General features: G+C 73.5%; 22 protein-coding genes, 1 pseudogene and 1 riboswitch. Of the genes and pseudogenes, 13 read left to right on the top strand and 10 right to left on the bottom strand.

The window, feature by feature from the left end:
- Positions 1–81 precede the first annotated feature (81 nt).
- The gene (locus tag ACZ7MG_RS38565; protein WP_471391546.1) at positions 82–948 is read left to right on the top strand and encodes a nucleopolyhedrovirus P10 family protein; all 867 of its coding nucleotides are present in this window, start codon (positions 82–84) and stop codon (positions 946–948) included.
- Between the two features lie 174 nt (positions 949–1,122).
- Here the strand turns inward: ACZ7MG_RS38565 and ACZ7MG_RS38560 are convergent, their stop codons facing one another.
- The 3 genes from ACZ7MG_RS38560 to ACZ7MG_RS38550 form a co-directional block, all read right to left on the bottom strand.
- A complete protein-coding gene (locus tag ACZ7MG_RS38560; protein ID WP_471391551.1) occupies positions 1,123–1,914 on the bottom strand; it encodes an enoyl-CoA hydratase/isomerase family protein in 792 nt (263 codons plus the stop codon).
- A 124-nt stretch (positions 1,915–2,038) separates the two neighbouring features.
- Positions 2,039–2,260: a helix-turn-helix domain-containing protein gene (locus ACZ7MG_RS38555; protein WP_006123601.1), complete on the bottom strand. Its 222-nt coding sequence runs from the start codon at positions 2,258–2,260 to the stop codon at positions 2,039–2,041.
- A 362-nt stretch (positions 2,261–2,622) separates the two neighbouring features.
- Positions 2,623–4,221: an ABC-F family ATP-binding cassette domain-containing protein gene (locus ACZ7MG_RS38550; protein WP_152167854.1), complete on the bottom strand. Its 1,599-nt coding sequence runs from the start codon at positions 4,219–4,221 to the stop codon at positions 2,623–2,625.
- A 235-nt stretch (positions 4,222–4,456) separates the two neighbouring features.
- Between ACZ7MG_RS38550 and ACZ7MG_RS38545 the strand changes: the two genes are divergently transcribed.
- Positions 4,457–4,870, top strand: a complete 414-nt coding sequence (locus ACZ7MG_RS38545) for a VOC family protein (protein ID WP_471391556.1) — start codon at positions 4,457–4,459, stop codon at positions 4,868–4,870.
- 33 nt (positions 4,871–4,903) lie between these two features.
- Here ACZ7MG_RS38545 and ACZ7MG_RS38540 read toward each other — a convergent pair whose 3' ends face one another.
- From ACZ7MG_RS38540 to ACZ7MG_RS38530, 3 genes are all read right to left on the bottom strand, one after another.
- Complete coding sequence (locus ACZ7MG_RS38540; protein ID WP_471391559.1) at positions 4,904–6,298, bottom strand: hypothetical protein; 1,395 nt, start codon at positions 6,296–6,298, stop codon at positions 4,904–4,906.
- Positions 6,299–6,467: 169 nt separating this feature from the next.
- The gene (locus tag ACZ7MG_RS38535; RefSeq protein ID WP_471391562.1) at positions 6,468–7,595 is read right to left on the bottom strand and encodes an alpha/beta hydrolase; all 1,128 of its coding nucleotides are present in this window, start codon (positions 7,593–7,595) and stop codon (positions 6,468–6,470) included.
- Positions 7,596–8,153: 558 nt separating this feature from the next.
- On the bottom strand, positions 8,154–8,885 hold the full coding sequence (locus ACZ7MG_RS38530) for a class II aldolase/adducin family protein (protein WP_471391565.1): 732 nt from the start codon (positions 8,883–8,885) through the stop codon (positions 8,154–8,156).
- Between the two features lie 197 nt (positions 8,886–9,082).
- Here ACZ7MG_RS38530 and ACZ7MG_RS38525 point away from each other — a divergent pair, with 197 nt between their 5' ends.
- The 3 genes from ACZ7MG_RS38525 (at position 9,083) to ACZ7MG_RS38515 (ending at position 11,451) form a co-directional block, all read left to right on the top strand.
- The gene (locus ACZ7MG_RS38525) at positions 9,083–9,832 is read left to right on the top strand and encodes a lysozyme (RefSeq protein WP_471391567.1); all 750 of its coding nucleotides are present in this window, start codon (positions 9,083–9,085) and stop codon (positions 9,830–9,832) included.
- A gap of 111 nt (positions 9,833–9,943) precedes the next feature.
- Positions 9,944–11,200, top strand: coding sequence for an inorganic phosphate transporter (locus ACZ7MG_RS38520; protein WP_471391570.1), 1,257 nt, complete (start codon positions 9,944–9,946; stop codon positions 11,198–11,200).
- Positions 11,201–11,229: 29 nt separating this feature from the next.
- Positions 11,230–11,451, top strand: a complete 222-nt coding sequence (locus ACZ7MG_RS38515; protein WP_086759391.1) for a hypothetical protein — start codon at positions 11,230–11,232, stop codon at positions 11,449–11,451.
- A 90-nt stretch (positions 11,452–11,541) separates the two neighbouring features.
- On the opposite strand, the gene ACZ7MG_RS38510 is transcribed toward ACZ7MG_RS38515, so the two are convergent.
- Positions 11,542–11,853: a hypothetical protein gene (locus ACZ7MG_RS38510; RefSeq protein WP_471391572.1), complete on the bottom strand. Its 312-nt coding sequence runs from the start codon at positions 11,851–11,853 to the stop codon at positions 11,542–11,544.
- 203 nt (positions 11,854–12,056) lie between these two features.
- Positions 12,057–12,208: riboswitch (cobalamin riboswitch) on the top strand.
- Positions 12,209–12,315: 107 nt separating this feature from the next.
- On the opposite strand from ACZ7MG_RS38510, the gene ACZ7MG_RS38505 reads away from it, so the two are divergent.
- The 5 genes from ACZ7MG_RS38505 to ACZ7MG_RS38485 all read left to right on the top strand — a co-directional run bounded on the left by ACZ7MG_RS38505 (position 12,316) and on the right by ACZ7MG_RS38485 (position 19,065).
- Complete coding sequence (locus tag ACZ7MG_RS38505; RefSeq protein WP_471391574.1) at positions 12,316–13,275, top strand: cobalamin biosynthesis protein; 960 nt, start codon at positions 12,316–12,318, stop codon at positions 13,273–13,275.
- Positions 13,272–14,780, top strand: coding sequence for a cobyric acid synthase (locus ACZ7MG_RS38500; protein ID WP_471391576.1), 1,509 nt, complete (start codon positions 13,272–13,274; stop codon positions 14,778–14,780). Before ACZ7MG_RS38505 ends, ACZ7MG_RS38500 begins: the two co-directional genes overlap by 4 nt.
- 187 nt (positions 14,781–14,967) lie before the next feature.
- Positions 14,968–17,049 (top strand): putative cobaltochelatase, encoded by a 2,082-nt coding sequence (locus ACZ7MG_RS38495; RefSeq protein WP_471391578.1) that lies wholly within the window; start codon positions 14,968–14,970, stop codon positions 17,047–17,049.
- The gene (cobO, locus tag ACZ7MG_RS38490) at positions 17,049–17,648 is read left to right on the top strand and encodes a cob(I)yrinic acid a,c-diamide adenosyltransferase (RefSeq protein WP_471391581.1); all 600 of its coding nucleotides are present in this window, start codon (positions 17,049–17,051) and stop codon (positions 17,646–17,648) included. Before ACZ7MG_RS38495 ends, cobO begins: the two co-directional genes overlap by 1 nt.
- A 61-nt stretch (positions 17,649–17,709) precedes the next feature.
- Positions 17,710–19,065, top strand: coding sequence for a cobyrinate a,c-diamide synthase (locus ACZ7MG_RS38485; protein WP_471392089.1), 1,356 nt, complete (start codon positions 17,710–17,712; stop codon positions 19,063–19,065).
- Positions 19,066–19,082: 17 nt separating this feature from the next.
- On the opposite strand, the gene ACZ7MG_RS38480 is transcribed toward ACZ7MG_RS38485, so the two are convergent.
- Entirely contained in the window at positions 19,083–19,811 is a 729-nt protein-coding gene (locus tag ACZ7MG_RS38480; protein WP_471391584.1) for a ZIP family metal transporter, read from the bottom strand.
- A 160-nt stretch (positions 19,812–19,971) separates the two neighbouring features.
- On the opposite strand from ACZ7MG_RS38480, the pseudogene ACZ7MG_RS38475 reads away from it, so the two are divergent.
- From ACZ7MG_RS38475 to cobC, 3 genes and pseudogenes are all read left to right on the top strand, one after another.
- Positions 19,972–20,352, top strand: a pseudogene (locus ACZ7MG_RS38475) (cobalamin biosynthesis protein); the annotation flags it as partial.
- 76 nt (positions 20,353–20,428) lie between these two features.
- Positions 20,429–21,319 (top strand): sirohydrochlorin chelatase, encoded by an 891-nt coding sequence (locus tag ACZ7MG_RS38470; protein WP_471391587.1) that lies wholly within the window; start codon positions 20,429–20,431, stop codon positions 21,317–21,319.
- Positions 21,309–22,385 carry an Rv2231c family pyridoxal phosphate-dependent protein CobC gene (gene cobC / locus ACZ7MG_RS38465; RefSeq protein WP_471391590.1) on the top strand — a complete coding sequence of 359 codons (1,077 nt, stop codon included), beginning with the start codon at positions 21,309–21,311 and terminating at the stop codon, positions 22,383–22,385. Before ACZ7MG_RS38470 ends, cobC begins: the two co-directional genes overlap by 11 nt.
- Before the next feature lie 48 nt (positions 22,386–22,433).
- Here cobC and ACZ7MG_RS38460 read toward each other — a convergent pair whose 3' ends face one another.
- Both ACZ7MG_RS38460 and ACZ7MG_RS38455 read right to left on the bottom strand, forming a co-directional pair.
- Positions 22,434–24,365, bottom strand: coding sequence for a DUF2264 domain-containing protein (locus ACZ7MG_RS38460; protein ID WP_471391593.1), 1,932 nt, complete (start codon positions 24,363–24,365; stop codon positions 22,434–22,436).
- A gap of 111 nt (positions 24,366–24,476) precedes the next feature.
- A complete protein-coding gene (locus tag ACZ7MG_RS38455) occupies positions 24,477–25,577 on the bottom strand; it encodes a LacI family DNA-binding transcriptional regulator (protein ID WP_471391597.1) in 1,101 nt (366 codons plus the stop codon).
- Positions 25,578–25,579: the final 2 nt, after the last annotated feature.

The following is a 25,579-nucleotide window of genomic DNA, read 5'->3' as shown; positions in this document are numbered from 1 at the left end:
CGTCCCTTCCGGTCGTCCCCCTCAAGCCCACAGTAAGCGCGGTTGCGGCACCGCGCGCCGGGGATGGGGCACGCTGGAGAAATGACGGCGGACGGTTGGACGAAGGCGGTACGCCAGCAGCTCGGGCTCGGCCGAGTGCTCCCCCTGGGCGGCCCGCACGACGGCGCGTGGATCACGGAGGCCGCGGCCGAGGCGGTACTGCGCCGGGGTGCCGCGACGCTGCCGGGGGTGCGGCTCGGCCGGCTCCGCATCTCATCGGTCGGCACCGCGCCCCTCGGCATCTCCCCGGGCGGCGCCGGGGCCGCCCCCGACGAGCGCGAGCAGCCGGCGGTGCCCGCGCCCCCGAGCGCCCTGCCCCCCGGCCCGCTGCGCGTCACGGCCGGCTTCGCCGCCCTGGCGGGTCCGGACGCCGAGCCGTTCCCCGCGGTGGCGGCCCGGCTGCGCGCGGGCCTCGCCACCACGGCCGGGGAACGGCTCGGGCTGTGGGTGACGGAGATCGATCTTCGGGTGACGGATCTGTGGGAGGGCGGGGAGGGAGACGGGGCTACGGCCCCTCCGGCTCCCGGGCCACAGCCCGCCCGGCCGGATCCCACCCAGCCGGCGCCCGCCGGGCCGGCGCCCCGACCGGCGCCCGCCGGGGCTCCCGTGCCGACCGGCGACGACGAGGTCTCCCGTACGGCCGCCGCGGCGCTCTCGGTCCCCGGGGTCGCGTATCTGACCTCCGCCCTCGGCGGCCCCGTCCACCTCGGCCCGGGGGCCGCGCTCCCCCGGCGCCCCGGCCCCGTGACGACAGGGCCCGCCCTCCCCCGTCGCCATGTCCGCGTGGAACTGGCGGTGTCGGAGCAGGGGCAAGCCCTGGAGGTGGCGCGCGCCGTACGCGCCACGGTGGGTGAGGCCCTACCGGACCACCCATCAGTAGCGGTACTCGTCACGGCCGTCGCCGGGTAGCCGGACCGGCCACCCGTCGGCGAGTGAGCGGACCGGCCGCTCGTCAGCGGGTGGGCGGACCAGCTGCCCCGTCAGCGGGTAGGCGAACCGGCCGTCCGTCAGCGGGTAGGCGGACCAGCTGGCCGTCAGCGGCTGGGCGGACCTCGGCGGGTGGGCGGGTCGCCGTTGTCCGGGCTACTCCCCGATGCCCGCGAGGTCCCGTAGGCGTCGTGCCTGCGCTGCCCGCTCTGCCGATCGCTGGTCGTCGTACGAGCGGCCCGCGGCTCCCCGTAGCAGTGCCTTGGTCTCGATCACGGCGTCCCTCGGGGCGGTCACCAGTGCGGCGGCGAGGTCCCGTACCGCGTCGTCGAGCTGGTCGGCGGGCACGGCGAGGTTGGCGAGGCCGACCCGCTGGGCCTCGTCCGCCTGGACGAAGCGGCCGGTGAGGCAGATCTCCAGCGCGCGGGCGTAGCCGACGAGGCTCACCAGCGGGTGCGTCCCGGTGAGGTCGGGCACGAGTCCGAGGCTGGTTTCGAGCATGGCGAACTGCACGTCGTCGGCGACGACGCGCAGATCACAGGCGAGGGCAAGCTGGAAGCCCGCACCGACGGCGTGTCCCTGCACGGCGGCGATGGACACGATGTCGTTGCGCCGCCACCAGGTGAACGCCTCCTGGTACTCGGCGATGGTCGCATCGAGCCCGGCGTCGTCACGGCGCGCGAGATCGATGAACGACGGCTCCCCTTCGATGCCTTCGGGCGTGAACATCTGCCGGTTGAGCCCGGCGGAGAACGATTTGCCCTCGGCACGCAGCACGACCACACGGACGGAGCCCGGCACCGACCGCCCGGCCTCGGTGAGCGCCCGCCACAGAGCGGGGCTCTGCGCGTTGCGCTTGGCCGGATTGGTCAGCGTCACCGTGGCGATCACATCGTCGACGGTGAGCCGAACGCCATCCTTGTCGAGCAGCGGTTCGAGCGAAGCCATGGGGCGCCTCCGATGTGTGCGGTCAGCAGAGCGATGGAGCGATGCTAAGTGACTGCACAGTAACCACCCGGTCGGTCAGCCGACCGACCGGGTGGCCACCATCGAAGGCGATGGCCGCCCGGCGTCAGGCCGAGGCGGCTTTCTTGCCCCGCGTCGCGCCGCCACGCCCTCGGAGCGTGACGCCCGACTCGCTGAGCATCCGGTGCACGAAGCCATACGAGCGGCCGGTTTCCTCGGCCAGTGCCCGAATGCTCGCACCGGAGTCGTACTTCTTCTTCAGGTCTGCCGCGAGCTTGTCGCGCGCGGCGCCGGTAACCCGGCTGCCCTTCTTCAGAGTCTCGGCCACCCGGTCCTCCTCATGGGAAGTGCGCTCTGGTCTCCTCATGATCACCCCTCCGGGGCGGGTTGGCCACCCATTCGGCAAGGTCCGTGCGACAAGGTTTTGACGACAGGAGCGCGTCCCCACGAGTGGAACCTGTGATTCCGCCCGCTCGTGTCCGTACACCCGAACGGGTTGTTCTGTGAAGTGCCAGGTCAGAGACGCATGACGGCCGAGCCCTTCGCACGGAAGGACTCGGCCGCGAAATCGATGTAGGACACACCTCGGTACGAGGAGATCTCACACAGATGATGGATCACCGATGGGCCGAATGATCCATACGCAGTGGATCAACCCATTCGATCAAGCTGTCGGTCGCGTCGGCCGGCTCAGGCGAGCGCGACGAGGTCCGCGTAGTCGGCGCCCCACAGGTCCTCGACGCCGTCGGGCAGCAGGATGATCCGCTCCGGCTGGAGCGCCTCGACCGCGCCCTCGTCGTGGGTGACGAGGACGACCGCGCCCTTGTAGGTGCGCAGCGCGCCGAGGATCTCCTCGCGGCTGGCGGGGTCGAGGTTGTTGGTCGGTTCGTCGAGGAGGAGGACGTTCGCGGACGAGACCACCAGGGTCGCGAGCGCGAGGCGGGTCTTCTCACCGCCGGAGAGGACCCCGGCGGGCTTGTCGACGTCGTCGCCGGAGAACAGGAACGAGCCGAGCGTCTTGCGGATCTCGACCAGGTCCAGGTCGGGCGAGGCGGAGCGCATGTTCTCCAGGACCGTGCGCTCGGGGTCGAGGGTCTCGTGCTCCTGCGCGTAGTAGCCGAGCTTGAGGCCGTGGCCCTCGATCACCTCGCCGGTGTCGGGCTTCTCCACGCCGCCGAGGAGGCGCAGCAGCGTGGTCTTACCGGCGCCGTTGAGGCCGAGGATGACGACCCGGGAGCCCTTGTCGATGGCCAGGTCGACATCGGTGAAGATCTCCAGCGAGCCGTACGACTTCGACAGGCCCTCGGCGGTGAGCGGGGTCTTGCCGCAGGGCGCGGGCTCGGGGAAGCGCAGCTTGGCGACCTTGTCGGAGACCCGGACGGCGTCCAGGCCGGCCAGCAGCCGGTCGGCGCGCTTGGCCATGTTCTGCGCGGCGACGGTCTTGGTGGCCTTGGCGCGCATCTTGTCGGCCTGCGAATGCAGCGCGGCGGCCTTCTTCTCGGCGTTCTGCCGCTCGCGCTTGCGGCGCTTCTCGTCGGCCTCGCGCTGCTGCTGGTAGAGCTTCCAGCCCATGTTGTAGACATCGATCTCGGCGCGGTTGGCGTCCAGGTAGAACACCTTGTTGACGACCGTCTCGACCAGGTCGACGTCGTGGGAGATCACGATGAAGCCGCCGCGGTAGGTCTTGAGGTAGTCCCGCAGCCAGACGATCGAGTCGGCGTCGAGGTGGTTGGTCGGCTCGTCGAGGAGCAGGGTGTCCGCGTCGGAGAACAGGATCCGGGCCAGCTCGATACGGCGGCGCTGACCGCCGGAGAGGGTGTGCAGCGGCTGGCCGAGCACCCGGTCGGGCAGGTTGAGCGCGGCGGCGATGGTGGCGGCCTCGGCCTCGGCGGAGTAGCCGCCCTTGGTGAGGAACTCCGTCTCCTGGCGCTCGTACTGCCGCAGGGCCTTGTCGCGGGTGGCGCCGCTGCCGCTGGCGATGCGCTGCTCGTTCTCGCGCATCTTGCGGATCAGTACGTCGAGGCCGCGGGCGGAGAGGATGCGGTCGCGGGCGAGGACGTCGAGGTCGCCGGTGCGGGGGTCCTGGGGGAGGTAGCCGACCTCGCCGGAGCGGGTGATGGTGCCGCCGGCCGGGATGCCCTCACCGGCCAGGCACTTGGTGAGGGTGGTCTTGCCGGCGCCGTTGCGGCCGACCAGGCCGATGCGGTCGCCCTTGGCGATGCGGAAGGTGGCGGACTCGATGAGGACGCGGGCGCCGGCGCGCAACTCGACGGCGGAGGCGGAGATCACGGACAGACTCCAGGGCGGATCGGGGTGGCGGGTGGGCGGCTGAGGACGTTCCCGCCGTCTAATGCGCGAGGAGAATGGCCATGGGCCGATTCTAACTGGGGGCAGCAAGCGGTTTTCCGCCCGTATGACAAGGGATCACGTGGTCTCGGTCACCGGTTCGGCGGGGCGTTGTCGGTGGCCGGTGCAAAACTGGGCAGCAAGTCGTGTTCCGGACGACAGAGAGGTCGTGATCGGTATGGCAGGCAGGAGCGACGGACGTCCGAGCGTCTATCCGACGCTGCTGTACGCGGACGCCAAGGCCGCCGTCCGGCAGCTCACGGAGGCGCTGGGCTTCACCGAGCTGTCGGTGTACGAGGGCGAGGACGGGATCGTGCAGCACGCCGAGCTGACGCAGGGCAACGGCGCGGTGATGATCGGTTCCAAGGGCAGCGGCAGCGTCTTCGACGGCGCGATGAAGGGCGCGGGGCCCGCCGGGGTGTACATCGTCGTGGACGACGTGGACGCCCACCACCGGCGGGCCGTGGAGCACGGCGTGGAGATCCTGACGCCCCCGACGGACCAGGACTACGGCTCGCGGGACTACATGGCCCGGGACGCCGAGGGCAATGTGTGGAGCTTCGGCACGTACGCCCCCGAGATAGGCGCCTGACGCCCTCCCGGCTGCCCCCCTCCAGCTCCTGGTTCAGCTGCCTCCGGTGTGCACCTGGAAGGCGGCGCGACGGACCGCCTTGGCGAGCGCCGGGTCGGGGTGGGCGGCGGCCAGCGCGACCAGGACCTGCACGGTGCGGGGGTGGCCGACCGCGCGGACCTCGGCGAGCAGCGCGGGGACGGTGGGCTGCACCGCGGACTCCAGATGCCGTACGAGGAGCGGGGCCTCGCCGTGGTCGGCGACGGCGGCGGCGGTGTCCACCCAGAGCCAGGTGGACTCCTCGCGGGTGAGGACCTCGTGGGCGTCCTCGGGGTCGGCGCCGTCGTGCTCGGCGAGCCAGAGCAGGGCGTAGGGGCGCAGCGGGGTCTCGTCGGCGACCGTGCGGACGTCGGGCTCGGCGGGGGCGCCGACGACGCGCAGCGCCTCGAAGGCGAGGCCGCGGATGAGGGCGTCCTCGCCGCGGGCGGCGTCGATCAGCTCGGTGACGGCGCCGCCGACGGGGCGGGCGGCGAGCCAGGCGCGGTACTCGGCGCGGGCCGCGTTGGGGCGGAGCTGGGCGCAGCCTCGGAGCATGTCCTCGGCGGAGACCTCGATGTTCCCGGCGGGGCTCTGCGCGGCGACGCAGATCTGCTCCAGCTTGACCCAGACCGCCCAGCTGCCGAGCGGGGTGAGGGTGGCCTGGGCGTCGCCGTAGGTGAGGGCGCCGACGGAGGCGAGGGCGCGCAGCGACCAGTCGAGGAGGGGGGCGAGGGGGGTGTCCTCGGCGGGCTCGGGGCTGGGCTCCGGCTGCGGGCCATAAGGGACCTCGCAGCGTTCGGTGCGCAGTTCGGTGACCCGTTGCTCCAGCAGGTCGAGGAGCTGCTCCACGGGGACGGGACCGGCGGAGAGCTGGAGGAAGGAGAGCACCTGGGGCATGGCCGAGACGACCTCGGCGACCGCCGCGGGCTCGCGCTCCTCGGGCTCGGGGTAGGCGATGGACCAGGCGTCGAAGAACGCGACCCAGCCGCGCAGTACGGCGCTGTCGTCGCGGTGCCAGGCGCGCAGGCGCCAGCCGGGGCGCGCGCTGTCGCCGTGCACCTCGACGAGGCCGGCCAGTCGGGCCGTGTCCCAGTCGTGGCGGACCTGATCCGGGGTCAGCCCCAGGTCGTCGGCGGCCCGTTCGGCGGTGGCGGCGGAGAGGGTGCCCTGGCCGTCGGGGCTCGCGCTCTCGCGGCCGGGGCGCAGGGCGGCATCGGCCCAGTGGGCGACGCGGGCCGCGTCGGCCAGGACGGCGCGGGCCATGCGGGCCAGTTCCACGGGCGGCGGTGTGCCTTCCGGGGGCCGGGGAGCCGGTCGGCGGCGCTGGGTCACCGCTGCTCGGGGAGCGGCGGCCAGGGTTCGGGGGCCGACGAGGCGGAGCCTGGAGTCGCGCGGGGTACGGGACGTCACGGGGGCAGTCTTCCGGTTGACGGTCCGAAAACCCAAACGGAATGTCACAGCGGGCGACAGGGGTGGCCAACGCACGGGTCCCTCCGGGGGGACATCGGCGGGGATCATCTTGGTTCGGCACTAAACGGAATGGGTCGTACCTGTCTGGGGTGGGCCCGGCCGAACGCGCTTACATCAGCGGTGTCAGGAAGCGGCGCAGGCTCTCCTCGTACTCCTTGGGGTCCGCGTTCCACATGGCGGCGTGCGGGGCGTGGCGGACCGGGCGGAGGGTGACCCGGTCGGGGCGGCGGGCGGCGAGGCGGCGGGAGGGGCCCCAGGGGGCGACGGTGTCCTCGGGGCCGTGGAAGAGCAGGGTCGGTGTCCTGAGGCCCGGCGGGTCGGTGTCCTGGCCGGCGGGGGCGGCGCGCAGTCCCGTACGGCCCTGGGCGGCGCGGACGGCGAGGGGCAGCAGGGCGCCGGGGGTGCGGCGGGCGGCGGCGAGGGCGCGCAGGGTGGCCGGCCAGTCGAGGACCGGGGAGTCCAGGACGAGTCCGGCGACGCGGTCGCGCAGCGCGGAGTGCGTGGTGGCGCGCAGGGCCATGGTGGCGCCGGTGGACCAGCCGAGCAGGACGATCCGCTCGGCGCCGGACCGGACGGCGTACCTGAGGGCGGCGTCGACGTCGCGCCACTCGGTCTCGCCGAGGTGGTTCAGGCCGTCCGGGGAGCGGGGGGCGCCCGGGTCGCCGCGGTAGGCGGGGGCGAGCACCGGGAAGCGGTGGTGGTGCAGGAACTCCATGACGTTCATGGTGTGGGCGCGGGTGGCGCCGAGGCCGTGCACGGCGATCACCCAGGTGTCCCGGGCCGCGGGCACGAACCAGGCGGGCAGGGTGCCGAGTTCGCCGGGGATCTCGACGTCCTCGTGGTCGAGGCCGAGTGCGGTGCGCGGGTCGCCGAGGTGGAGTGCGGGGGTGAGCCGCACCTTGTCGCCGGGCTCCAGGGTGCCGTGGGTGACGCGTTCCAGGCGGCGGACGACGGCGTCGGGGGCGTGCGGGGCGCCGTCGAGGACGGTGCCGACGACGGCGTGGGAGCCGTTGCCGGTGAGGCCGTAGACGCCGGGGCGCCGGGAGGCGAAGGCGCGGGTCAGGGCGATGCGGCCGGCGGCGGTGGAGTGCACGGTCAGCCGGGGTTCGGTGGGCAGGGGTTCGCCCGGCGGCGCCTTCAACGCGACATCGCTCGCCAGCCGGCCCGCGGCGACACTGGCCGCCCCGGCCGCGAACGCGACCCCGACGGCCACGACTGCTGCTTTGACTGCACCCACGCGTCCCAGTGTCCTGGCGGACCCGTCCGGGGGCCAGTGGGCGGGGGCCCAGGGGTGGACCGCGCAGGAGTGACCGGCGCGGCCCGGCGCACGGAGGGGCGCATACGGGACCGGGGTCGCCCTCCGGGGCCGGGACGGGGGGCCGGGCGGGGGGCCGGGACAGGGGTCCGGGCGGAAGGCCGAACGGAAGGCCGGGCGGGGGCCGGGCGGGGGCCGGGCAGAAAGCCGGGGCGGGGCCCAGGCAGAAGGCCGGACGGAAGGCCGGGCGGGGGCCCGGGCAGAGGGCCAGGCGGAAAGCCGGGCGGGGGCCCGGCAGAAGGCCGGGCGGGGGCTTGGGCAGAGGGCCGGGTGGAAGGCCGGGCGGAAAGCCGGGCAGAGGACCGGGCGGACGGCCGGGCAGAGGACCGGACGGGGGCCGGACGGAGGCCCGGACGGAGAGCCGGACGGGGGCCCGGACGGAGGCCCGGACGGGGGCCGGGCGGAGGCCCGGACGGGGGCCGGACGGAGGCCCGGACGGAGAGCCGGACGGGGGCCGGGCGGAAGGCCGGGTGGGTGGGGCTACTTCGGCTGGCCGTATCCTCGGAGCCGCTCGCCCGCCCGTGCCACCTGGTCGGGGGTGAGCAGGTGTGGGGTGAGGCCCGGGGCGGAGGATGCCGTCAGCCAGACGTGGCACATCCATTCGAGCTGGGCCGTGCGGTCGTAGGCCTCGGAGAGGGTGCTTCCGTACGTGATCGTGCCGTGGTTCTGGAGGAGACAGCCGGTGCGCTCTGTCAAAGCGCGGAGCATGTTCTCGGCCAACTCGGCCGTGCCGTAGGTCGCGTAGGGGGCGACGCGGACGGGTCCGCCGAGGGCCGCGGACATGTAGTGGATCAGCGGCAGCTCGCTCACGAGGGTGGAGACGGCCGTCGCGTGGACCGCGTGGGTGTGGACGACGGCCCGGGCGTCGGTGGTGGCGTAGATAGCCAGATGCATGGGGAGTTCGCTGGTCGGCCGGAGCGTGCCGAGGACCTGCCGGCCGGAGAGGTCGACGCCCGTCACGTCCTCCGGGGTCAGTCGGTCGTACGGCACGCCCGTCGGTGTGACCAGGACCGTCTCCCCGACGCGTACGGACACATTGCCGGAGGTGCCGACGACCAGACCGTCGGCCACCGTCCGGCGGGCCGTCCCGACCAGGTCGTCCCACGCCCGCGCCACCTCGTCCGGCACGTCCCGCCGCCGTACATTTCGCGAACCCCGCGCGTCCTCACCCGCGTCCCGCTCGTCCCCGGTGTCGCGCCGCTGCTCAGCCATGCGGTGATCCTGCCAGGCGGAGGGGGCCGGCGGGTGCCGGGAGTGGGCACTGTAGGGGCGGACGCGGGCCTTCGGAAGAGCCCATATACGCATACATCGCCCGGAGTTGGCGATTGGCCGGTGATCGACCGCGATACGGCGACCTTCCAGTAACCTCCGGGTGTTTTGTCGCACAAGTCGCCATTCCGGGGGGAACCATGGATCGCGCCCACAAGCCGTTCCGCCGTCGCCACCGCGTGTTCGCCGCCTCGGTCGCGGCGCTCGCCCTAGGGGGGACCACTCTCGTGGAGCTCCCCGTCTCCGCCGCCGCCAAGCCGAAGGGGCACGACGTCTCCTCGCACCAGAAGAAGGTGAACTGGTCGAGCGCGAAGGCGAAGGGCGCCAGGTTCGTCTACGTCAAGGCGACCGAGTCCACCACCTACCGCAACCCGTACTTCGCCCAGCAGTACAACGGCTCGGGCGAGGCGGGCCTGATCCGTGGCGCGTACCACTTCGCGGTGCCGAACTCGTCGTCCGGCAAGGCCCAGGCCCGCCACTTCGTCGACAACGGCGGCGACTGGCGCGCGGACGGCCGGACGCTGCCTCCGGCGCTCGACATCGAGTACAACCCGTACGACAAGAAGAAGAAGTGTTACGGCCTGAGCAACAGCAGGATGGTCGGCTGGATCACGTCGTTCAGCGACGAGGTCAAGCGCCTCACGGGCCGCCGTCCGGTGATCTACACGACCACCCACTGGTGGAAGACCTGCACCGGCAACAGCGCGGCCTTCGGCGCGAACCACGCGCTGTGGCTGGCCCGGTACGACTCCTCGGGGGCGGGAGAGCTTCCGGCGGGGTGGACGTTCTGGACGATCTGGCAGTACGACAACGGCAGCGGCAGCCTGCCGGGTGACCAGAATCTCTTCAACGGGTCAATGGGCAGGCTGAAGGAGTTCGCGGAGGGGTAGCAGAGACCCGCCCTCAACCACTACACCCCCACGCCCACCCCAGTTCATCTTCCGTTCACCCAGGTTGCCTACGGTCCTCGTGCCAATGACGTCCGAAAGAAGCCTGGGTAAATGGAAAACTTCTCGCTGATCCTCGCGATCGTGGTCATCACCGCGCTTGCGTTCGATTTTACGAACGGTTTCCACGACACCGCCAACGCGATGGCCACGACCATCTCGACCGGCGCGATGAAGCCCAAGGTCGCGGTGGCCATGTCCGCCGTGCTCAACCTTGTCGGCGCGTTCCTGTCCATAGAGGTCGCCAACACCATCTCCAAGGGGCTCGTCGACGAGTCCGGCATACAGCCAGAGGTCATCTTCGCGGCGCTCGTCGGCGCCATCCTCTGGAACCTGTTGACCTGGCTGGTCGGGCTCCCCTCCAGCTCCTCGCACGCCCTGATGGGCGGCCTCATCGGCGCCACGATCGCCTCGGTCGGCGTGGGCGCGGTCCACGGCGACGTGCTCGTCACCAAGGTGCTGATCCCCGCCGTCGCGGCCCCGCTGGTCGCGGGCATCGCGGCGATGCTCGCCACCAAGCTGACGTACAGGCTGGGGCGGCACACCAGCGAGAAGGCCGCCGGCAAGGGCTACCGCGCCGGGCAGATCGCCTCCGCCGGTCTGGTCTCGCTGGCCCACGGCACCAACGACGCCCAGAAGACGATGGGCATCATCACCCTCGCCCTGGTGGCCGGCGGCGCCCTCGCGCCCGACTCCGACCCGCCGGTGTGGGTCATCGTCTCCGCCGGCGCCGCCATCGCCCTCGGCACCTACCTGGGCGGCTGGCGCATCATCCGCACCATGGGCAAGGGCCTGACCGACCTTCAGCCGCAGCAGGGCTTCGCCGCCCAGACCAGTGCGGCGACGGTCATCCTGGCCTCCTCGCACCTCGGTTTCTCGCTCTCCACCACGCACTCGGTCTCCGGTGCCGTGATGGGCGCGGGCCTCGGCCGCAAGGGCGGGGTGGTCCGCTGGTCCACCGCGACCCGGATGTTCGTGGCGTGGGGGCTGACCCTGCCGGCCGCCGCGCTGGTCGCGGCGCTCGCCGAGTGGGTCACGTCGTTCGGCAGCTGGGGCACGGCCGTCGTCGCGGTCTTCCTCGTGGCCTCCAGTGCCGCGATCTGGATGGTCTCGCGCCGTGAGGTCGTCGACCACACGAACGTCAACGACACCGAGGAGCCGCCCGGGGTGGTGACCACGGCCATCGCCGCCGTGACGCCGCCGGTGGCCGGCACCGTGGCCGAGGACCTGTCGGCGACCATCCCGGCACCCGCCCCCGCCGCCGAGACGACGGCCTCGGCGAACTCGTCCGCGCCGACGCCCGCCGTCTGAGCCCCGCGACCCTGAGGAAGATCACCACCATGCACATCGACTGGGCAGCCCTCGGCTCCGTCTTCGGAGTCAGCCTCGTGGTCACCGTGGCCCTCGTCGGCCTCTTCACCCTGGGCATCGTCGGCCTCTCCAAGCGGGAACAGGCGTCGACCCGGGGCGACTCGGTGGCCCTCGCGACCACCGGGGCGTACGCGTGCTTCGCACTGTGCGCGGCGGCGGTGGCGTACGGCATCTCCCTGATCATGACCTGAGACCGGAAACCCGAGACGGGAGACCGGAGACCGGAGACCGGAAACGGGAGACCGGAGAACCCACGACCCCGTCACGGTGGTCAGTGCTGGTCAGCGGTGGTGCGGCCTTCGGGGCCGCGCCACCCCCAGCGCCCGGTTAAGAACCCGGAGCCGTTCCGTGACGGGGGTCAGCCCCCACCACAGGCCGGCTCCGGCGGCGCCGAGCACGGTCACCACCAGCCAGACCAGGGCACGCACCTCACCGCCCGGCACCAACAGCGCGGCCAGGGCGCCCACTCCGACGGACAGCACGCCCATCACGGAGCAGAACAGCGCCAGTGGAGCGGCCGCCGTCACCCGTTCCCGCCAGAGACCCGGCTGCCGCAGGCACGCCGAGGCGGTCTCCCTCGCTCGCTCTTCCATGTGTGCACCTCCCGTCCCCCGAGCGGATCTTCACGATCCGCCCGCTCCCGGGTCCACAAGCCCCGCCAGACAACCACAGCACACCGCGTAGCGGAAGACGAGCAGCGCGTCACGATTCCCGGTGCTCCTGACCCCCACCCGTCACGACCGGCGGTGTGGGGCTCGGCACACCGTTGCGTCGCAGGTCAACAGCAAGTTGACGGGTCTCGAAGGGGCGTGGTGGACTGCCGGGGCCATGTACGACGGCAGAAGAGGAAGCCGGTGCGAGTCCGGCGCGGTCCCGCCACTGTCACCGGGAAGCAGGTCGAAGTGCCTCCCGGGAGCCAGGAACTCTCGCCGTCGGTCTCGTCGAACCAGGGCGTGGACACCCTGAGTGAGGACACAACGCCATGTGCGCCCTGCGCGGCTGCCCGTCGAAGCCCCGTGCCCGGTCCCTGCCCGACCCCGTGAACGGCTGAACCGGTGCGTGCCGATCGCGTCTTCGCGTACGGCGCCGCCGCTGGACTCCTCGGTGATCTGCTGCTCGGCGATCCGCGCCGGGGGCATCCGGTCGCCGCGTTCGGGCGGGCCGCCGGTGCCGTGGAGCGGGTGTTGTGGCGGGACCACCGTGGGTGGGGCGCGCTGCACACCGCGGTGTGCGCGGGCGGCGCCGTGGCGCTGGGCGCCGTAGCCGCCGCTGCCGTACGGCCGTCGCGCGCGGCCTCCGTCGCGTTGACCGCCGCCGCCACCTGGGCCGTCGTCGGGGGGACCTCGCTCGGGCGGGAGGCGCGGGCCGTCGGACGGTCCCTCGAAACGGGTGATGTCGAGGGCGCGCGGGCGCGGTTGCCCCATCTGTGCGGGCGGGATCCCCAGGCGCTGGACGCGGACGGGATCGCGCGGGCCGTCGTGGAGTCCGTCGCCGAGAACACGTCCGACGCGGTGGTGGGGGCGCTCGTGTGGGGGGCCGTGGGCGGGGTGCCGGGACTCGTGGGGTTCCGGGCCGTCAACACGCTGGACGCCATGGTCGGGCATCGGTCGGAGCGGTACCGGCGCTACGGCTGGGCCTCCGCGCGGCTGGACGATGTCGCGGGGTGGCCGGGTGCCCGGCTGACGGCCGTGCTGGCCGCGGCCTCCGGTGGGGACGCCCGGGGAGCCGTACGGGCCTGGCGGGCCGACGCGGGGAAGCATCCGAGTCCCAACGCGGGGCCGGTGGAGGCGTCGTTCGCGGGGGCGCTCGGAGTGCGTCTGGGGGGCACGTTGTCGTACGGGGGGCGGGTCGAGCATCGGCCCGTGCTGAATGGGGAGGGGCGGGCGGTCGCCGTGGAGGACATCGAGCGGGCCGTTCGGCTGTCCCGGCGGGTCGGGTGGCTGGCGCTCGGGGTCGGTGCGGGGGCCTCGGTGCTGCGGGGACGGGTCTTGAGGCGGTTGGGGAGTCAGGGATGAGCGGTGGGCTGTTGGTCGCCGGGACCACCTCCGACGCGGGGAAGAGTGTGGTCACCGCCGGGATCTGCCGGTGGCTGGTGCGGCAGGGGGTGAAGGTCGCGCCGTTCAAGGCGCAGAACATGTCGCTGAACTCCTTCGTGACGAAGGAGGGCGCCGAGATCGGGCGGGCCCAGGCCATGCAGGCGCAGGCCTGCCGGGTGGAGCCCAGCGCGCTGATGAACCCGGTACTGCTGAAGCCCGGGGGCGAGCGCAGCAGCCAGGTCGTGCTGCTCGGGAAGCCCGTGGGCGAGATGAGTGCGCGCGGCTATCACGGGGGGCGGCAACAGCGGCTGCTCGGGACCGTGTTGGAGTGTCTCGCCGAGTTGCGGGGCACGTATGACGCGGTGATCTGTGAGGGGGCCGGTTCGCCCGCCGAGATCAATCTCCGGCGCACCGACATCGTCAACATGGGGATCGCCCGCAACGCCGGGCTGCCCGTGCTCGTGGTCGGCGACATCGACCGGGGTGGGGTCTTCGCGTCGTTCTTCGGGACCGTCGCGCTGCTCTCCCCCGAGGATCAGGCCCTCGTCGCCGGGTTCCTCGTCAACAAGTTCCGCGGGGACGTCACCCTGCTGGAGCCGGGGCTCGACATGCTGCACGGGCTGACCGGGCGGCGGACGTACGGGGTGCTGCCGTTCCGGCACGGGCTCGGGATCGACGAGGAGGACGGGCTGCGGGTCTCGCTGCGCGGGACCGTCCGGGAGTCGAACGTCGCGCCGCCCGTCGGGGAGGACGTGCTGCGGGTCGCCGTGTGCGCGGTGCCGCTGATGTCCAACTTCACCGATGTGGACGCGCTCGCCGCCGAACCCGGTGTCGTGGTGCGGTTCGTGGACCGGGCCGAGGAACTGGCCGACGCCGACCTCGTCGTCGTCCCCGGCACCCGGGGCACCGTTCGGGCGCTGGAGTGGCTGCGGGAACGCGGGCTCGCCGACGCGCTCGTGCGGCGTGCGGCGGAAGGGCGGCCGGTGCTGGGGATCTGCGGCGGGTTCCAGGTGCTCGGGGAGCGGATCGAGGACGAGGTCGAGAGCCGGCGGGGGCGGGTGGCGGGGCTGGGCGTCCTTCCCGTCCGGGTGCGGTTCGCCGAGGAGAAGACGCTCACCCGGCCCGTGGGTGAGGCCCTCGGGGAGCGGGTCGAGGGGTACGAGATCCATCACGGGGTCGCCGAAGTCCTGGGCGGGGAAGCCTTCTTGGACGGGTGCCGGGTCGGGCAGACCTGGGGCACGCACTGGCACGGGTCGCTGGAGTCGGACGGGTTCCGGCGGGCCTTTCTGCGTGAGGTGGCAGCCGCGTCGGGGCGGCGGTTCGTACCGGCCCCGGACACGTCGTTCGCCGCGCTGCGCGAGGAGCAGTTGGACCGGCTCGGCGATCTGATCGAGGAGCACGCGGACACGGATGCGCTGTGGCGGCTCATCGAGTCGGGGGCGCCGGCGGGGCTGCCGTTCGTGCCGCCGGGGGCGCCGGGATGAGGGCGCCGGGTCTTCCCCGCCGGGGGAGGGAGCTTCTTCCGCGGGCCGGTGGGGCTTCTCGCGCCCACGCGGCGGAGCCGCAGATGTCACAGCCCCGCGCCCCTGAAGAGCAGGGGCTGCGCCCCGTGCTCTTCATCCCGCCGGTCCGCAGTCGTCTCATTTGTTCACCTCTAGGAGGGACCACCGCGTGAGCACGCACTTCCCCTTCACCGCCGTCGTCGGGCAGGGCGACCTGCAACTCGCTCTGCTTCTCAACGCCATCTCCCCGCGCATCGGCGGTGTGCTCGTGCGCGGCGAGAAGGGCACCGCGAAGAGCACCGCCGTGCGGGCGCTCGCGGCGCTGTTGCCGGAGGTGGAGGTCGTCGTCGGGTGCCGGTTCTCGTGTGATCCGCTGAAGCCGGACCCCGCGTGTCCGGACGGGCCGCACGAGCCGGCGTTCGAGACGCGGCCCTCGCGCATGGTCGAGCTGCCGGTCGGGGCCTCGGAGGACCGGCTCGTCGGCGCCCTCGACATCGAACGGGCGCTCTCCGAGGGCGTGAAGGCCTTCGAGCCCGGCCTGCTCGCGGACGCGCACCGGGGCATCCTCTACGTCGACGAGGTCAACCTCCTCCACGACCACCTCGTCGACCTGCTGCTGGACGCCGCCGCGATGGGTGCCTCGTACGTGGAGCGCGAGGGCGTCTCCGTACGGCACGCCGCGCGGTTCCTGCTCGTCGGCACGATGAACCCCGAGGAGGGCGAGCTGCGGCCCCAACTCCTCGACCGGTTCGGGCTGACCGTGGAGGTCGCGGCCTCGCGGGAGCCGGACCAGCGGGTGGAGGTCGTCCGGCGGCGGCTCGCCTATGACGACGATCCGGCGGGTTTCGCGGCCCGTTGGGCGGCCGAGGAGGCCGGCGTACGGCAACGGGTCGTCGCGGCACGGGAGTTGCTGCCGTCGGTGGTGCTGGGTGACGGGGCGCTGTTGCAGATCGCGGCGACCTGTGCGGCCTTCGAGGTGGACGGGATGCGGGCCGACATCGTGATGGCCCGGACGGCGACGGCGCTGGCCGCGTGGGCGGGGCGGGACGAGGTGCTCGCGGAGGATGTGCGGCAGGCCGCGCTGCTCGCGCTGCCGCACCGGCGGCGGCGGAATCCCTTCGACGCGCCCGGTCTCGACGAGGACAAGCTCGACGAGACGCTGGAGGAGTTCGCGGAGCCGCCGCGGAACTCGAACGATCCACAGGACGGCGGCCCGGAGGACGACGATCCCGACCCCGGTCCCGAGGGACCCGGTGGTGGTGGGCAGCCGCCTGCTCCGGAGCCCGAGGGGCCGCAGGGCGGCGACGGCGCTGCTCAGCCCGAGTCCGGGGAGGGTGTGCCGGCGCAGGCGCCCGCGCCCGCCGGGGAGCAGTCCGCCGTACAAGCCGCCGAGCCCTTTCGTACCAAGGTGCTGAGTGTGCCGGGGCTCGGGGAGGGTGCCGCCGGGCGGCGTTCGCGGGCGCGGACCGAGCACGGGCGTACGACCGGGGCGCGCAGGCCGCGTGGCACGCTGACCAAGCTGCATCTGGCGGCGACCGTGCAGGCCGCCGCGCCGCACCAGCGCACCCGGGGACGCTCCGGGCCGGGGCTGGTTGTCCGGCGGGACGATCTGCGGCAGGCGACTCGGGAGGGGCGTGAGGGGAACCTCGTGCTGTTCGTGGTCGACGCCTCCGGGTCGATGGCGGCGCGGCAGCGGATGAGTGCCGTGAAGGGCGCGGTGCTGTCGCTGCTGCTGGACGCCTACCAGCGGCGGGACAAGGTGGGGCTGGTGACCTTCCGGGGATCGGCCGCCGAGGTAGCACTGCCGCCGACCTCGTCGGTGGACGCGGCGGCGGCCCGGCTGGAGTCGCTGCCGACGGGCGGGCGGACGCCGCTCGCGGCCGGGTTGCTCAAGGCGCACGACGTGTTGCGGGTGGAGCGGCTGCGGGACCCCGCGCGCCGGCCGCTGGTCGTCGTGGTGACGGACGGCCGGGCGACCGGCGGGCCGGAGCCGGTGGCGCTCGCCGGGCGGGCGGCGCGGCTGTTCGCGGCCGAGGGCCACGCGTCCGTGGTCGTGGACTGCGAGTCGGGCCATGTCCGGCTCGGCCTCGCCGGGCGGCTCGCGGGTGAACTGGGCGGTACGGCGGTGACGTTGGACGAGCTGCGCGCGGACTCCATCGCCGGGCTGGTGCGGGATGTGCAGGGCACGCAGAGGGCTCACGGCACGCAGGGATCGCAGGGATCGCAGGGGACTTCGAGGAGGGCCGCTTAATGCCGCAGGGACAGCCGAGTGTCGTACCGGACGACGGGATGACGACCCGTCAGCGTCGCAACCGTCCGCTGGTGTTCGTGCACACGGGCATCGGCAAGGGCAAGTCGACCGCCGCGTTCGGGCTCGCGCTGCGGGCCTGGAACCAGGGGTGGCCGATCGGGGTGTTCCAGTTCGTCAAGTCGGCGAAGTGGAAGGTCGGCGAGGAGAACGCGCTGCGGGTGCTCGGGGCGTCCGGGGAGGGCGGGTCCGTGGACTGGCACAAGATGGGCGAGGGCTGGTCGTGGGTGCAGCGCGATGGGCAGATGGACAACGAGGACAAGGCCCGGGAGGGCTGGGAGCAGGTCAAGCGGGACCTGGCGGCCGAGACGTACAAGCTGTATGTGCTCGACGAGTTCGCGTACCCGCTGCACTGGGGGTGGATCGACACCGACGAGGTGATCGACGTGCTGCGGAACCGGCCGGGGACCCAGCATGTGGTGATCACCGGGCGGAACGCGCCGGAGAAGCTCGTGGACTTCGCGGACCTGGTGACGGACATGTCGAAGGTCAAGCACCCCATGGACGCGGGCCAGAAGGGCCAGCGGGGCATCGAGTGGTGACATCGTGACGTCTCTCGCTTCCGCGGTCTCCGCCTCCCCCTCCCCCTCCTCCTCCCCTCCCCTGCCCTCCGTGCCCCGGCTGGTGATCGCCGCGCCCGCGTCGCGCAGCGGCAAGACCACCGTGGCGACGGGGCTGATGGCCGCGCTCACCGAGCGGGGGCTCGCCGTGTCCCCGCACAAGGTGGGGCCGGACTACATCGACCCCGGGTACCACGCGCTCGCCAGCGGGCGGGTGGGGCGGAACCTCGACGCGTATCTGTGCGGGCCCGAGCTGGTCGCGCCGTTGTTCGCGCACGGGGCGCACGGCTGCGACATCGCCGTGGTCGAGGGTGTGATGGGGCTGTACGACGGGGCCTCGGGGCAGGGCGAGCTGGCGTCGACCGCGCATGTGGCGAAGCTGCTGCGGGCGCCGGTGGTGCTGGTGGTGGACGCGTCGTCGCAGTCGCGGTCGGTGGCGGCGCTGGTGCACGGGTTCGCCTCCTGGGACCCCGAGGTGCGGATGGGGGGCGTGATCCTCAACAAGGTCGCCTCCGACCGGCACGAGGAACTGCTGCGGGACGCCCTGGAGTCGACCGGGGTACCCGTGCTGGGGGTGCTGCGGCGGGCGCCGCAGGTGGACACGCCGTCCCGGCATCTGGGGCTGGTACCGGTCGCCGAGCGGCAGACGGCGGCGGTGGAGGCCGTGGCGGCGATGGCCGCGCAGGTGCGCGCCGGGTGCGATCTGGAGGCGCTGGTCGCGCTCGCCCGGACCGCCGGGCCGCTGTCGGGTACGGCGTGGGAGCCGCCGGTGGTCGCGACGGCGGGGCGGCGGGAGGTGGTCGCGGTGGCCGGTGGGCCCGCGTTCACGTTCTCCTACGCCGAGCACGCCGAGCTGCTGACGGCCGCAGGTGCCGAGGTCGTCGTCTTCGATCCGCTGCGGGACGAGCAACTGCCCGACGGAACACGCGGGTTGGTGATCGGCGGCGGCTTCCCCGAGATGTACGCCGCCGAGCTGTCCGCCAACGAGCCGCTGCGGAAGGCGGTCGCCGAGCTGGCGTTCGGCGGGGCTCCGGTGGCCGCCGAGTGCGCCGGGCTGCTCTATCTGTGCCGGGAGCTGGACGGGCGGCCCATGTGCGGGGTGCTCGACGCGACGGCCCGGATGGACGAGCGGCTGACCCTCGGCTACCGGGACGCCGTGGCCGTCACCGACAGTGTGCTCGCGTCGGCCGGGACCCGGATGCGGGCCCACGAATTCCATCGGACGGTCGTCGAACCCGGGGCCGGGGCGGCTCCCGCCTGGGGGATACGGACTCCTCCCCCGCGTGTCGAGGGGTTCGTACAGCGTGGGGTGCACGCGAGTTATCTGCATACGCACTGGGCGGCGGAGCCGGGGGTCGCGCGGCGGTTCGTGGAGAGATGCCGGACGACGACGTCATGAGCGGACGGCCGCCACGTTCACTCCGCCACCCCCACCACCAGCCAGATGAAGGCCGCCCCGGCGATCGTGCACAGCAGGGTGGAGCGGGCCGGGTGTTCGTGGTGGGCCTCGGGGAGGATCTCGGCGGCGGCGAGGTAGAGCAGCGCGCCGCCGAAGAAGCCGAGGTAGCAGCCGAGGGGGCCCTCCGGGATCGTGAACAGCAGGGTGGAGGCGGCGCCCACCACCGGGGCCGCCGCGTCCGCGAACAGCATCGCCAGCGCACGGCGGCGGGCGTTGCCGTACACGCTGGTGAGGGTGTACGTGTTGAAACCGTCCGCGAAGTCGTGGGCGATCACCGCGAGCGCGACGGCGATGCCCATGCCCTCGCCGATCTGGAAGGCCGCGCCGATGGCTACGCCGTCCATGGCGCTGTGTCCGACCATCGCGGCGGCGGCCGTCAGGCCCACCTGGGGCGTACGGCCGTTGTGTTCCTCCGCGCCGTGTGCCGCCTGGCGGGCGGCCAGCAGGCGTTCCACGAGGTGGGCCAGGAGGAATCCGGCGACGAACAGCAGCAGGGCGGCGGGGACGCCGAAGACCTCGTCGCCGGCGGCCTCCAGGGCCTCGGGGAGCAGGTCGAGGCCGACGACGCCCAGCATCAGGCCGCCGGCCAGGCCCAGTACGAGGTGACGGCGGTCCGTCACGCGTTGGGCCGTCCAGCCGCCGAGGAGGGTCATCAGGAATGCGCCGAGTGCCACGAGGAGCGCCATGCGTCTTTGGTACCGGATGAGGTGGGCGTTGTGTTTGCGGCGCCCCGGGGTGGTGTGGGAGTGGGGGTCGTGTTTTTGAGTGCGGGTGAGTGGGGGCTTGTCGCGCAGTTCCCCGCGCCCTCAAGAAGGGGGCGCGGCTGTGGCTGAGCGTGTTTCCGAGGCGCTCGTTGTTGGTGTGGGCGCCTCTACGGGGGTGTCGGTGACGGAGGTTCTCGGGCTGGTCGAACGGGTGCTGCGGGAGGCCGGGCTGGCGGTCGGGGCTGTCGTCGCGTTGGCCACCGTCGATGCCAAGGCCGGTGAACCCGGGCTTGTTCAGGCCGCCGAGCGGCTCGGGGTTCCCCTGGTGGGTTGGCCCGCCGGGGAGTTGGCGGCCGTGAAGGTGCCCAATCCCTCCGGTGCGGTGCTGGGGGCCGTCGGGACGGCGTCCGTCGCGGAGGCCGCCGCGCTCGTGGGTGGGGGTGAACTGCTCGTGCCGAAGCGGAAGTCGGAGCCGGTGGACGGGCGGGCGGGGAGGGTGACGTGTGCGGTCGCGCGGCGACCGGCATGATGATCGTCGAGACACAGTGGCCCCGACCCCACCCCCAGCAGCACCAACCCTTCGCCCTTGAGGAGACATCGTGACCACCCCGCCGCCCGCCCTGCTCATCGCCGGTCATGGCACCCGGGACGACGCCGGGGCCGAGGCCTTGCGCGACTTACTGCGTGAGGTGGGGAGCCGTCACCCCGGGCTGCCCGTCGGGGGTGGTTTCGTCGAGCCGTTCGGGCCGGGGCCGGGGGAGGCTGTGGCCGGGTTGGTGGAGCGGGGGGTGCGGCGGTTCGTCGTGGTCCCGTTGACATGGGAGGCCGCCGGGCGCGCGGAGGCGGATGTCGAGGAGGCGCTGGCCCGGGTGCGGGAGCGGCACCCGGAGGTGTCGTACGGTCTCGGCCGGCCCCCGGGCCCGCGCCCCGCGCTGCTGCGTCTGCTGGAGCGGCGGGTGGAGGAGGCGCTGGGGTCGGGCGCGCCGCGTACGCCGGGCGACCGGGCCGATGTGACCGTGCTGCTCGTCGGGCACGGTTCCCACGACCCCGAGGCCAACGCCGAGGTGCACCGGGCGGCCCGGCTGCTGTGGGAGGGGCGCGGGTACGGGGGCGTGGAGACGGCGTTCGTGTCGCTGGCGGCGCCGGATGTGCCCAGCGGGCTCGACCGGTGTGTGCGGCTGGGCGCGCGGCGGATCGTCGTGCTGCCGTACTTCCCGCTCGGCGGCGTACCGGCGGACCGGGTGCGGCAGCAGACCGAGGGCTGGGCTGCCGCTCGCCCGGAGATCGGGGTACGGTCGGCCGATGTCATCGGACCGGAACCGGAGCTGCTCGATCTGATCGTGGAGCGGTACCGGGAGGCGCTGGAGGGCGACCCGCACATGAACCGCGTCGCAGGGCTGCCGCGGCAGCCGCACGGCCGCCCGGACGACGACGGGCACCACGATCACGATCATCACCACTGGGGACACACGCACTCCCATGCACACTGAATCCGGCTCCAGAAGCAAGCACGATCTGCGGCATCACGGTGACGCCGAGGTGCGGGACGACGGGGCGGGGCTCATCGACCTCGCCGTGAACGTGCGGACCGGCACACCGCCCGCCTGGCTGCGGGAGCGGATCGCCGGGTCGCTGACCGGGCTGGCCGCGTATCCGGACGGGCGTTCCGCGCGGGCGGCGGTGGCGGCCCGGCACGGGCTGCCGGTGGACCGGGTACTGCTGACGGCGGGCGCCGCCGAGGCCTTCGTGCTGCTCGCGCGGGCCCTGAAGGTCCGTCGGCCGGTGGTCGTGCACCCGCAGTTCACGGAGCCGGAGGCCGCGCTGCGGGACGCCGGGCACAGCGTGGACCGGGTGCTGCTGCGGGAGGCGGACGGCTTCCGGCTGGACCCGGCGGCCGTACCGGAGGACGCGGACCTCGTCGTGATCGGCAACCCGACCAACCCGACATCGGTGCTGCACCCGGCGGCCTCGATCGCCCGACTCGCCCGTCCCGGGCGGACGTTGGTGGTCGACGAGGCGTTCATGGACGCGGTGCCGGGTGAGCGCGAGGCGCTGGCCGGGCGGACGTACGTGCCCGGCCTCGTCGTGCTGCGCAGTCTCACCAAGACCTGGGGGCTGGCCGGGCTGCGGATCGGGTACGTTCTCGCCGCGCCCGAGACGATCGACGAACTGGAGCGGGCGCAGCCCCTGTGGCCGGTGTCGACGCCGGCCCTCGCGGCGGCCGAGGCGTGTATGTCGGACCGGGCGCTGGCGGAGGCCGCCGAAGCGGCCGTACGGATCGCCGCCGACCGGGCCCATCTGGTCGCCGGGCTCCGGGAGTTCGGTCCCGACGGGCTGGTCGTGGCGGAGCCCGCCGAGGGCCCGTTCGTGCTGATGCGGCTGCCGCGCGCGACGGCCGTACGTCGGCATCTGCGCACCCTCGGCTTCGCCGTCCGCCGCGGTGACACCTTCCCGGGGCTGGACGATGACTGGCTGCGCCTGGCGGTCCGCGACCGGACCACGGTCAACGGGTTCCTCCAGGAACTGGACCGGGCGATCACGCTGGCCGACCGCTGAGCGGAGAAGCTCAGCGGTCCGCCGGCGGACCGTCGGGGCGTTGGAGGGTCACTGCTGGGGAAGTGGCAAAGGCCTTGTCGCGTACGGCGGTTCGGCCCGGCGGACCCGCTCCCGGGTGCCGTCCGGGAAGCGGAGGTCCACGTTCCCGTCGGGGCCGACCGTCGCGCTCGCCCCGGTGTGCGGGGTGTGCGGGTCGCCGCTGAGCACGACGAGGGTGACCAGGACGGGTCCGCTCCCGCGCACCCCTTCCAGTACGGGTGTCGCGGAGTGGTGTCCGCACGCGTTCGCCCCGACGGCCCGTACGACCGCGCCGGGCGCCTCGCCCCAGCCGTGCAGGCCCACGATCGCGCTGGTCAGTCCGTCCGCGCGGCGGGCCAGTGCCCGGCCGGGCCCCGACTCCCCCGTGGGCGGCCCGGCGTCGTCGGCCACGGCCCAGCCCCCTTCCCGTACGGGCGTGCCGGCCGGGGCGTCGACGTGGTGGACCCGCACCTCCCAGGGGCCGTGCACCATGCTGACCGTCTCGATACGGCCCGCGTCGCCGCCGTACCGGGACGCGGCGCGGCTGCCCTCGGCGCCCAGGGGGTGGATGCGGCCGCGCGGGGAGGGAGTGCCGTCCGGGGCGAGCAGGGCCAAGTGGTTGTCGGGGCCCGTCCGCGGGGTCGGCGGGGTCTCCGGGGCGGTGGCACTGGAGTAGGCGAGCCGGGCGTAGTGCGGGCTGTCGTCGGCGTCGGCGGGCGGGGGCGGTAACCGGTCGCTGCCGTGGTTGACGAGCCGTACGAGTCCGTCGGCGGCGGTGGAGTGGAGCAGCCAGCCGGGGCCGGGCAGGGCGAGCGTGGTGTCGTCCGTGTCGATGGGCGCGGCCTCCTCGGGCGCGGTCCACACGGGGTGGGTCTCGGGCAGGAGCAGGCCGAGGAAGGCCTTGCTCGCCCAGTACGGGGAGGCGGGGCCCGAGTAGCGCTGGGTGACGGGGAGGAAGGGCCGGTACCAGCCGAGGCTGAGCAGGCCCCGTTCGTCGGGGGCACCGCGGTCCGCGAAGTGCTTCAGGGTGCCGGAGGCGAGGCGGCGGGTGCGGCCGGGCGGCAGCGGTGTGGCGTCGGCGAGGGCACCGGCCCACAGCGGGGCGGCGGTCGCGAAACGGTAGGTGAGGGAGCGGCCTTGGTGCACCGGGCCACCGTCGGAGCCGAAGAAGTGCTGGTGGACGCCGAGGAACTCACGCAGCCGGGCCCGGTGCCGGACCACCCGTGCCGCATCCGCCCGGGGGCCCGCGATGCGCGCCCACAGCACCGGGTACAGGTGCAGCGCCCAGCCGTTGTAGTAGTCGAACTTCCGTCCGTCGCCGTCGGTGTACCAGCCGCCGCCCCGGTACCAGTCGTCCAGCCGGGCGAGCCCCGCGTCGATCTCTGCGCGGCTGTGCGGGGCGCCGACGGAGGCGAGGAACTCCTCGGTGATCACCTGGAAGAGCCGCCAGTTGGAGTCGTTGACGTCCGCCCCGACGAACCCGCCCAGCCAGTCGGCCACCCGTCCGCGCACCCCGTCGTCCAGCCGGTCCCACAGCCACGGCCGGGTCTCGTGCAGCGCGATCGCGATCGACGCGGCCTCCACCATGGGCTGCGCCCGGTCGGTGATCGCCGGCCAGCGCTCGTCACCACCACGGGGGTCGGTCCCGGCGGCGAGCCCGGCCGCGTACCGCTCGATCAGCGCGGGCCCGACGCGCCCTCCCGAGCCCGCGATCCGAAAGGCCGCGAGCAGAAAAGACCGCGCGAACCCCTCCAGCCCGTCGGACACCGACCCCGAGTGACTGGCCCGCCCCGGCAGCCGGTACTGCGCCAGCCCCGGCGAGGCATAGGGCACCAACCCGTCGAGCAGCCGATCAGCCATGGCTTCCCAGTGGGCTCGGGTCCAGCCGGTGAGGGGGGAGAGGGAGGGATCGAGGGGTGGAAGCGTCGAGTGGTCGGCGGGCGACACGTGCGGCGCGGTCATAGGGAAATGCAACCTCCGTGACTTGTAGAGAGGGACCAGGACAGCGCGCCCCGACAGGGGCGCGGGGAACTGCGCGACCAGCCACGAATCACCCGCACGTGCCCTACAGCCCTACGGCCTCACCTGCGGAGCACTCGGCGGCCCCACACTCCGCCGCACAACGATGTGCGTGCCCAGCAGGTGATGGCGTCCCGCCGCGCTCGCCGCATCCCGCAGAGCGATCCGCACAGCCGCCCGCCCCAACTCCTCCGCAGGCGTCCGCACCGTCGTGAGCGGCGGATGGAAGTCCTCGGCCAGCGGTATGTCGTTGTACCCCACCACCGAGATGTCGCCGGGCACGCTCAGCCCGGACTCGGCGATCGCGCGGAGCGCCCCCGCCGCGACCATGTCGTCCCCCGCGAACACGGCCGTGAACTCCCTTGTCTCCTTGAGCAGTTCGGTCATCGCCCGCAGCCCGGCGGGACGCCCGAGGCCGCAGTCCACGACGTGCGCGGCCTCCGGCGGCAGCCCGTGCTCGGCGAGCGCGGCCCGGTACCCGGCGACCCGGGCGTCGAGGGCCGTGTTCCCGGGCAGCCCGCCGAGGAAGACGATCCGGCGGTGCCCGGCGGACAGCAGATACCCGGTGATCGCCTGCGCCCCCGCCTCGTTGTCGAACTCGACGACCAGCGCGGGGATCTCGGGATCGGGGGCGGGGCGCCCGCACAGCACCAGCCGGGCACCGGACGCGTCCAGGGCCTGGGCGTACTGCGCGACCCGGGAGCGGTACGCGTCGTCCTCGACGACCCCGCCGACCAGGATCACCAGCCGCGCCCCCTCCTCCCGCATCAGCCGGACGAACTCCATCTCCCGCTGCGGGTCTCCCCCGGTCGCGCCGACCACGCACAGCCAGCCCCGGTCGGCGGCCTCCGCCTCGACGCCCTCGGCGACCTGGGCGTAGAAGGGGCTGGTGACCTGGCGGACGACGACGGCGGCCATCTTGCGGCCGCCGCCGACCAGGGCGCGGGCGTGCGCGTTGGCGACGTAGTCCAGTTCGCGGGCGGCGCGCAGGACGCGGGTCCGGGTGGCGGCGGGCACGGGGTGGTTGCCGCTGAGCGCGCGGGAGGCGGTGGCCGTGGACACCCCGGCCCGCACGGCGACCTCACGGATCGTGATGCGCTCCTTGGGCCTCTCCTCCTTGGACGTCGTCTCCTTGGGCGCCATGTCGTTCCCCATCC

It is taken from the genome of Streptomyces sp. NPDC107538, assembly GCF_055657445.1.
The sequence above is the reverse complement of the archived record's forward strand: the minus strand, read 5'-3'. Positions and strand labels throughout refer to the sequence as shown.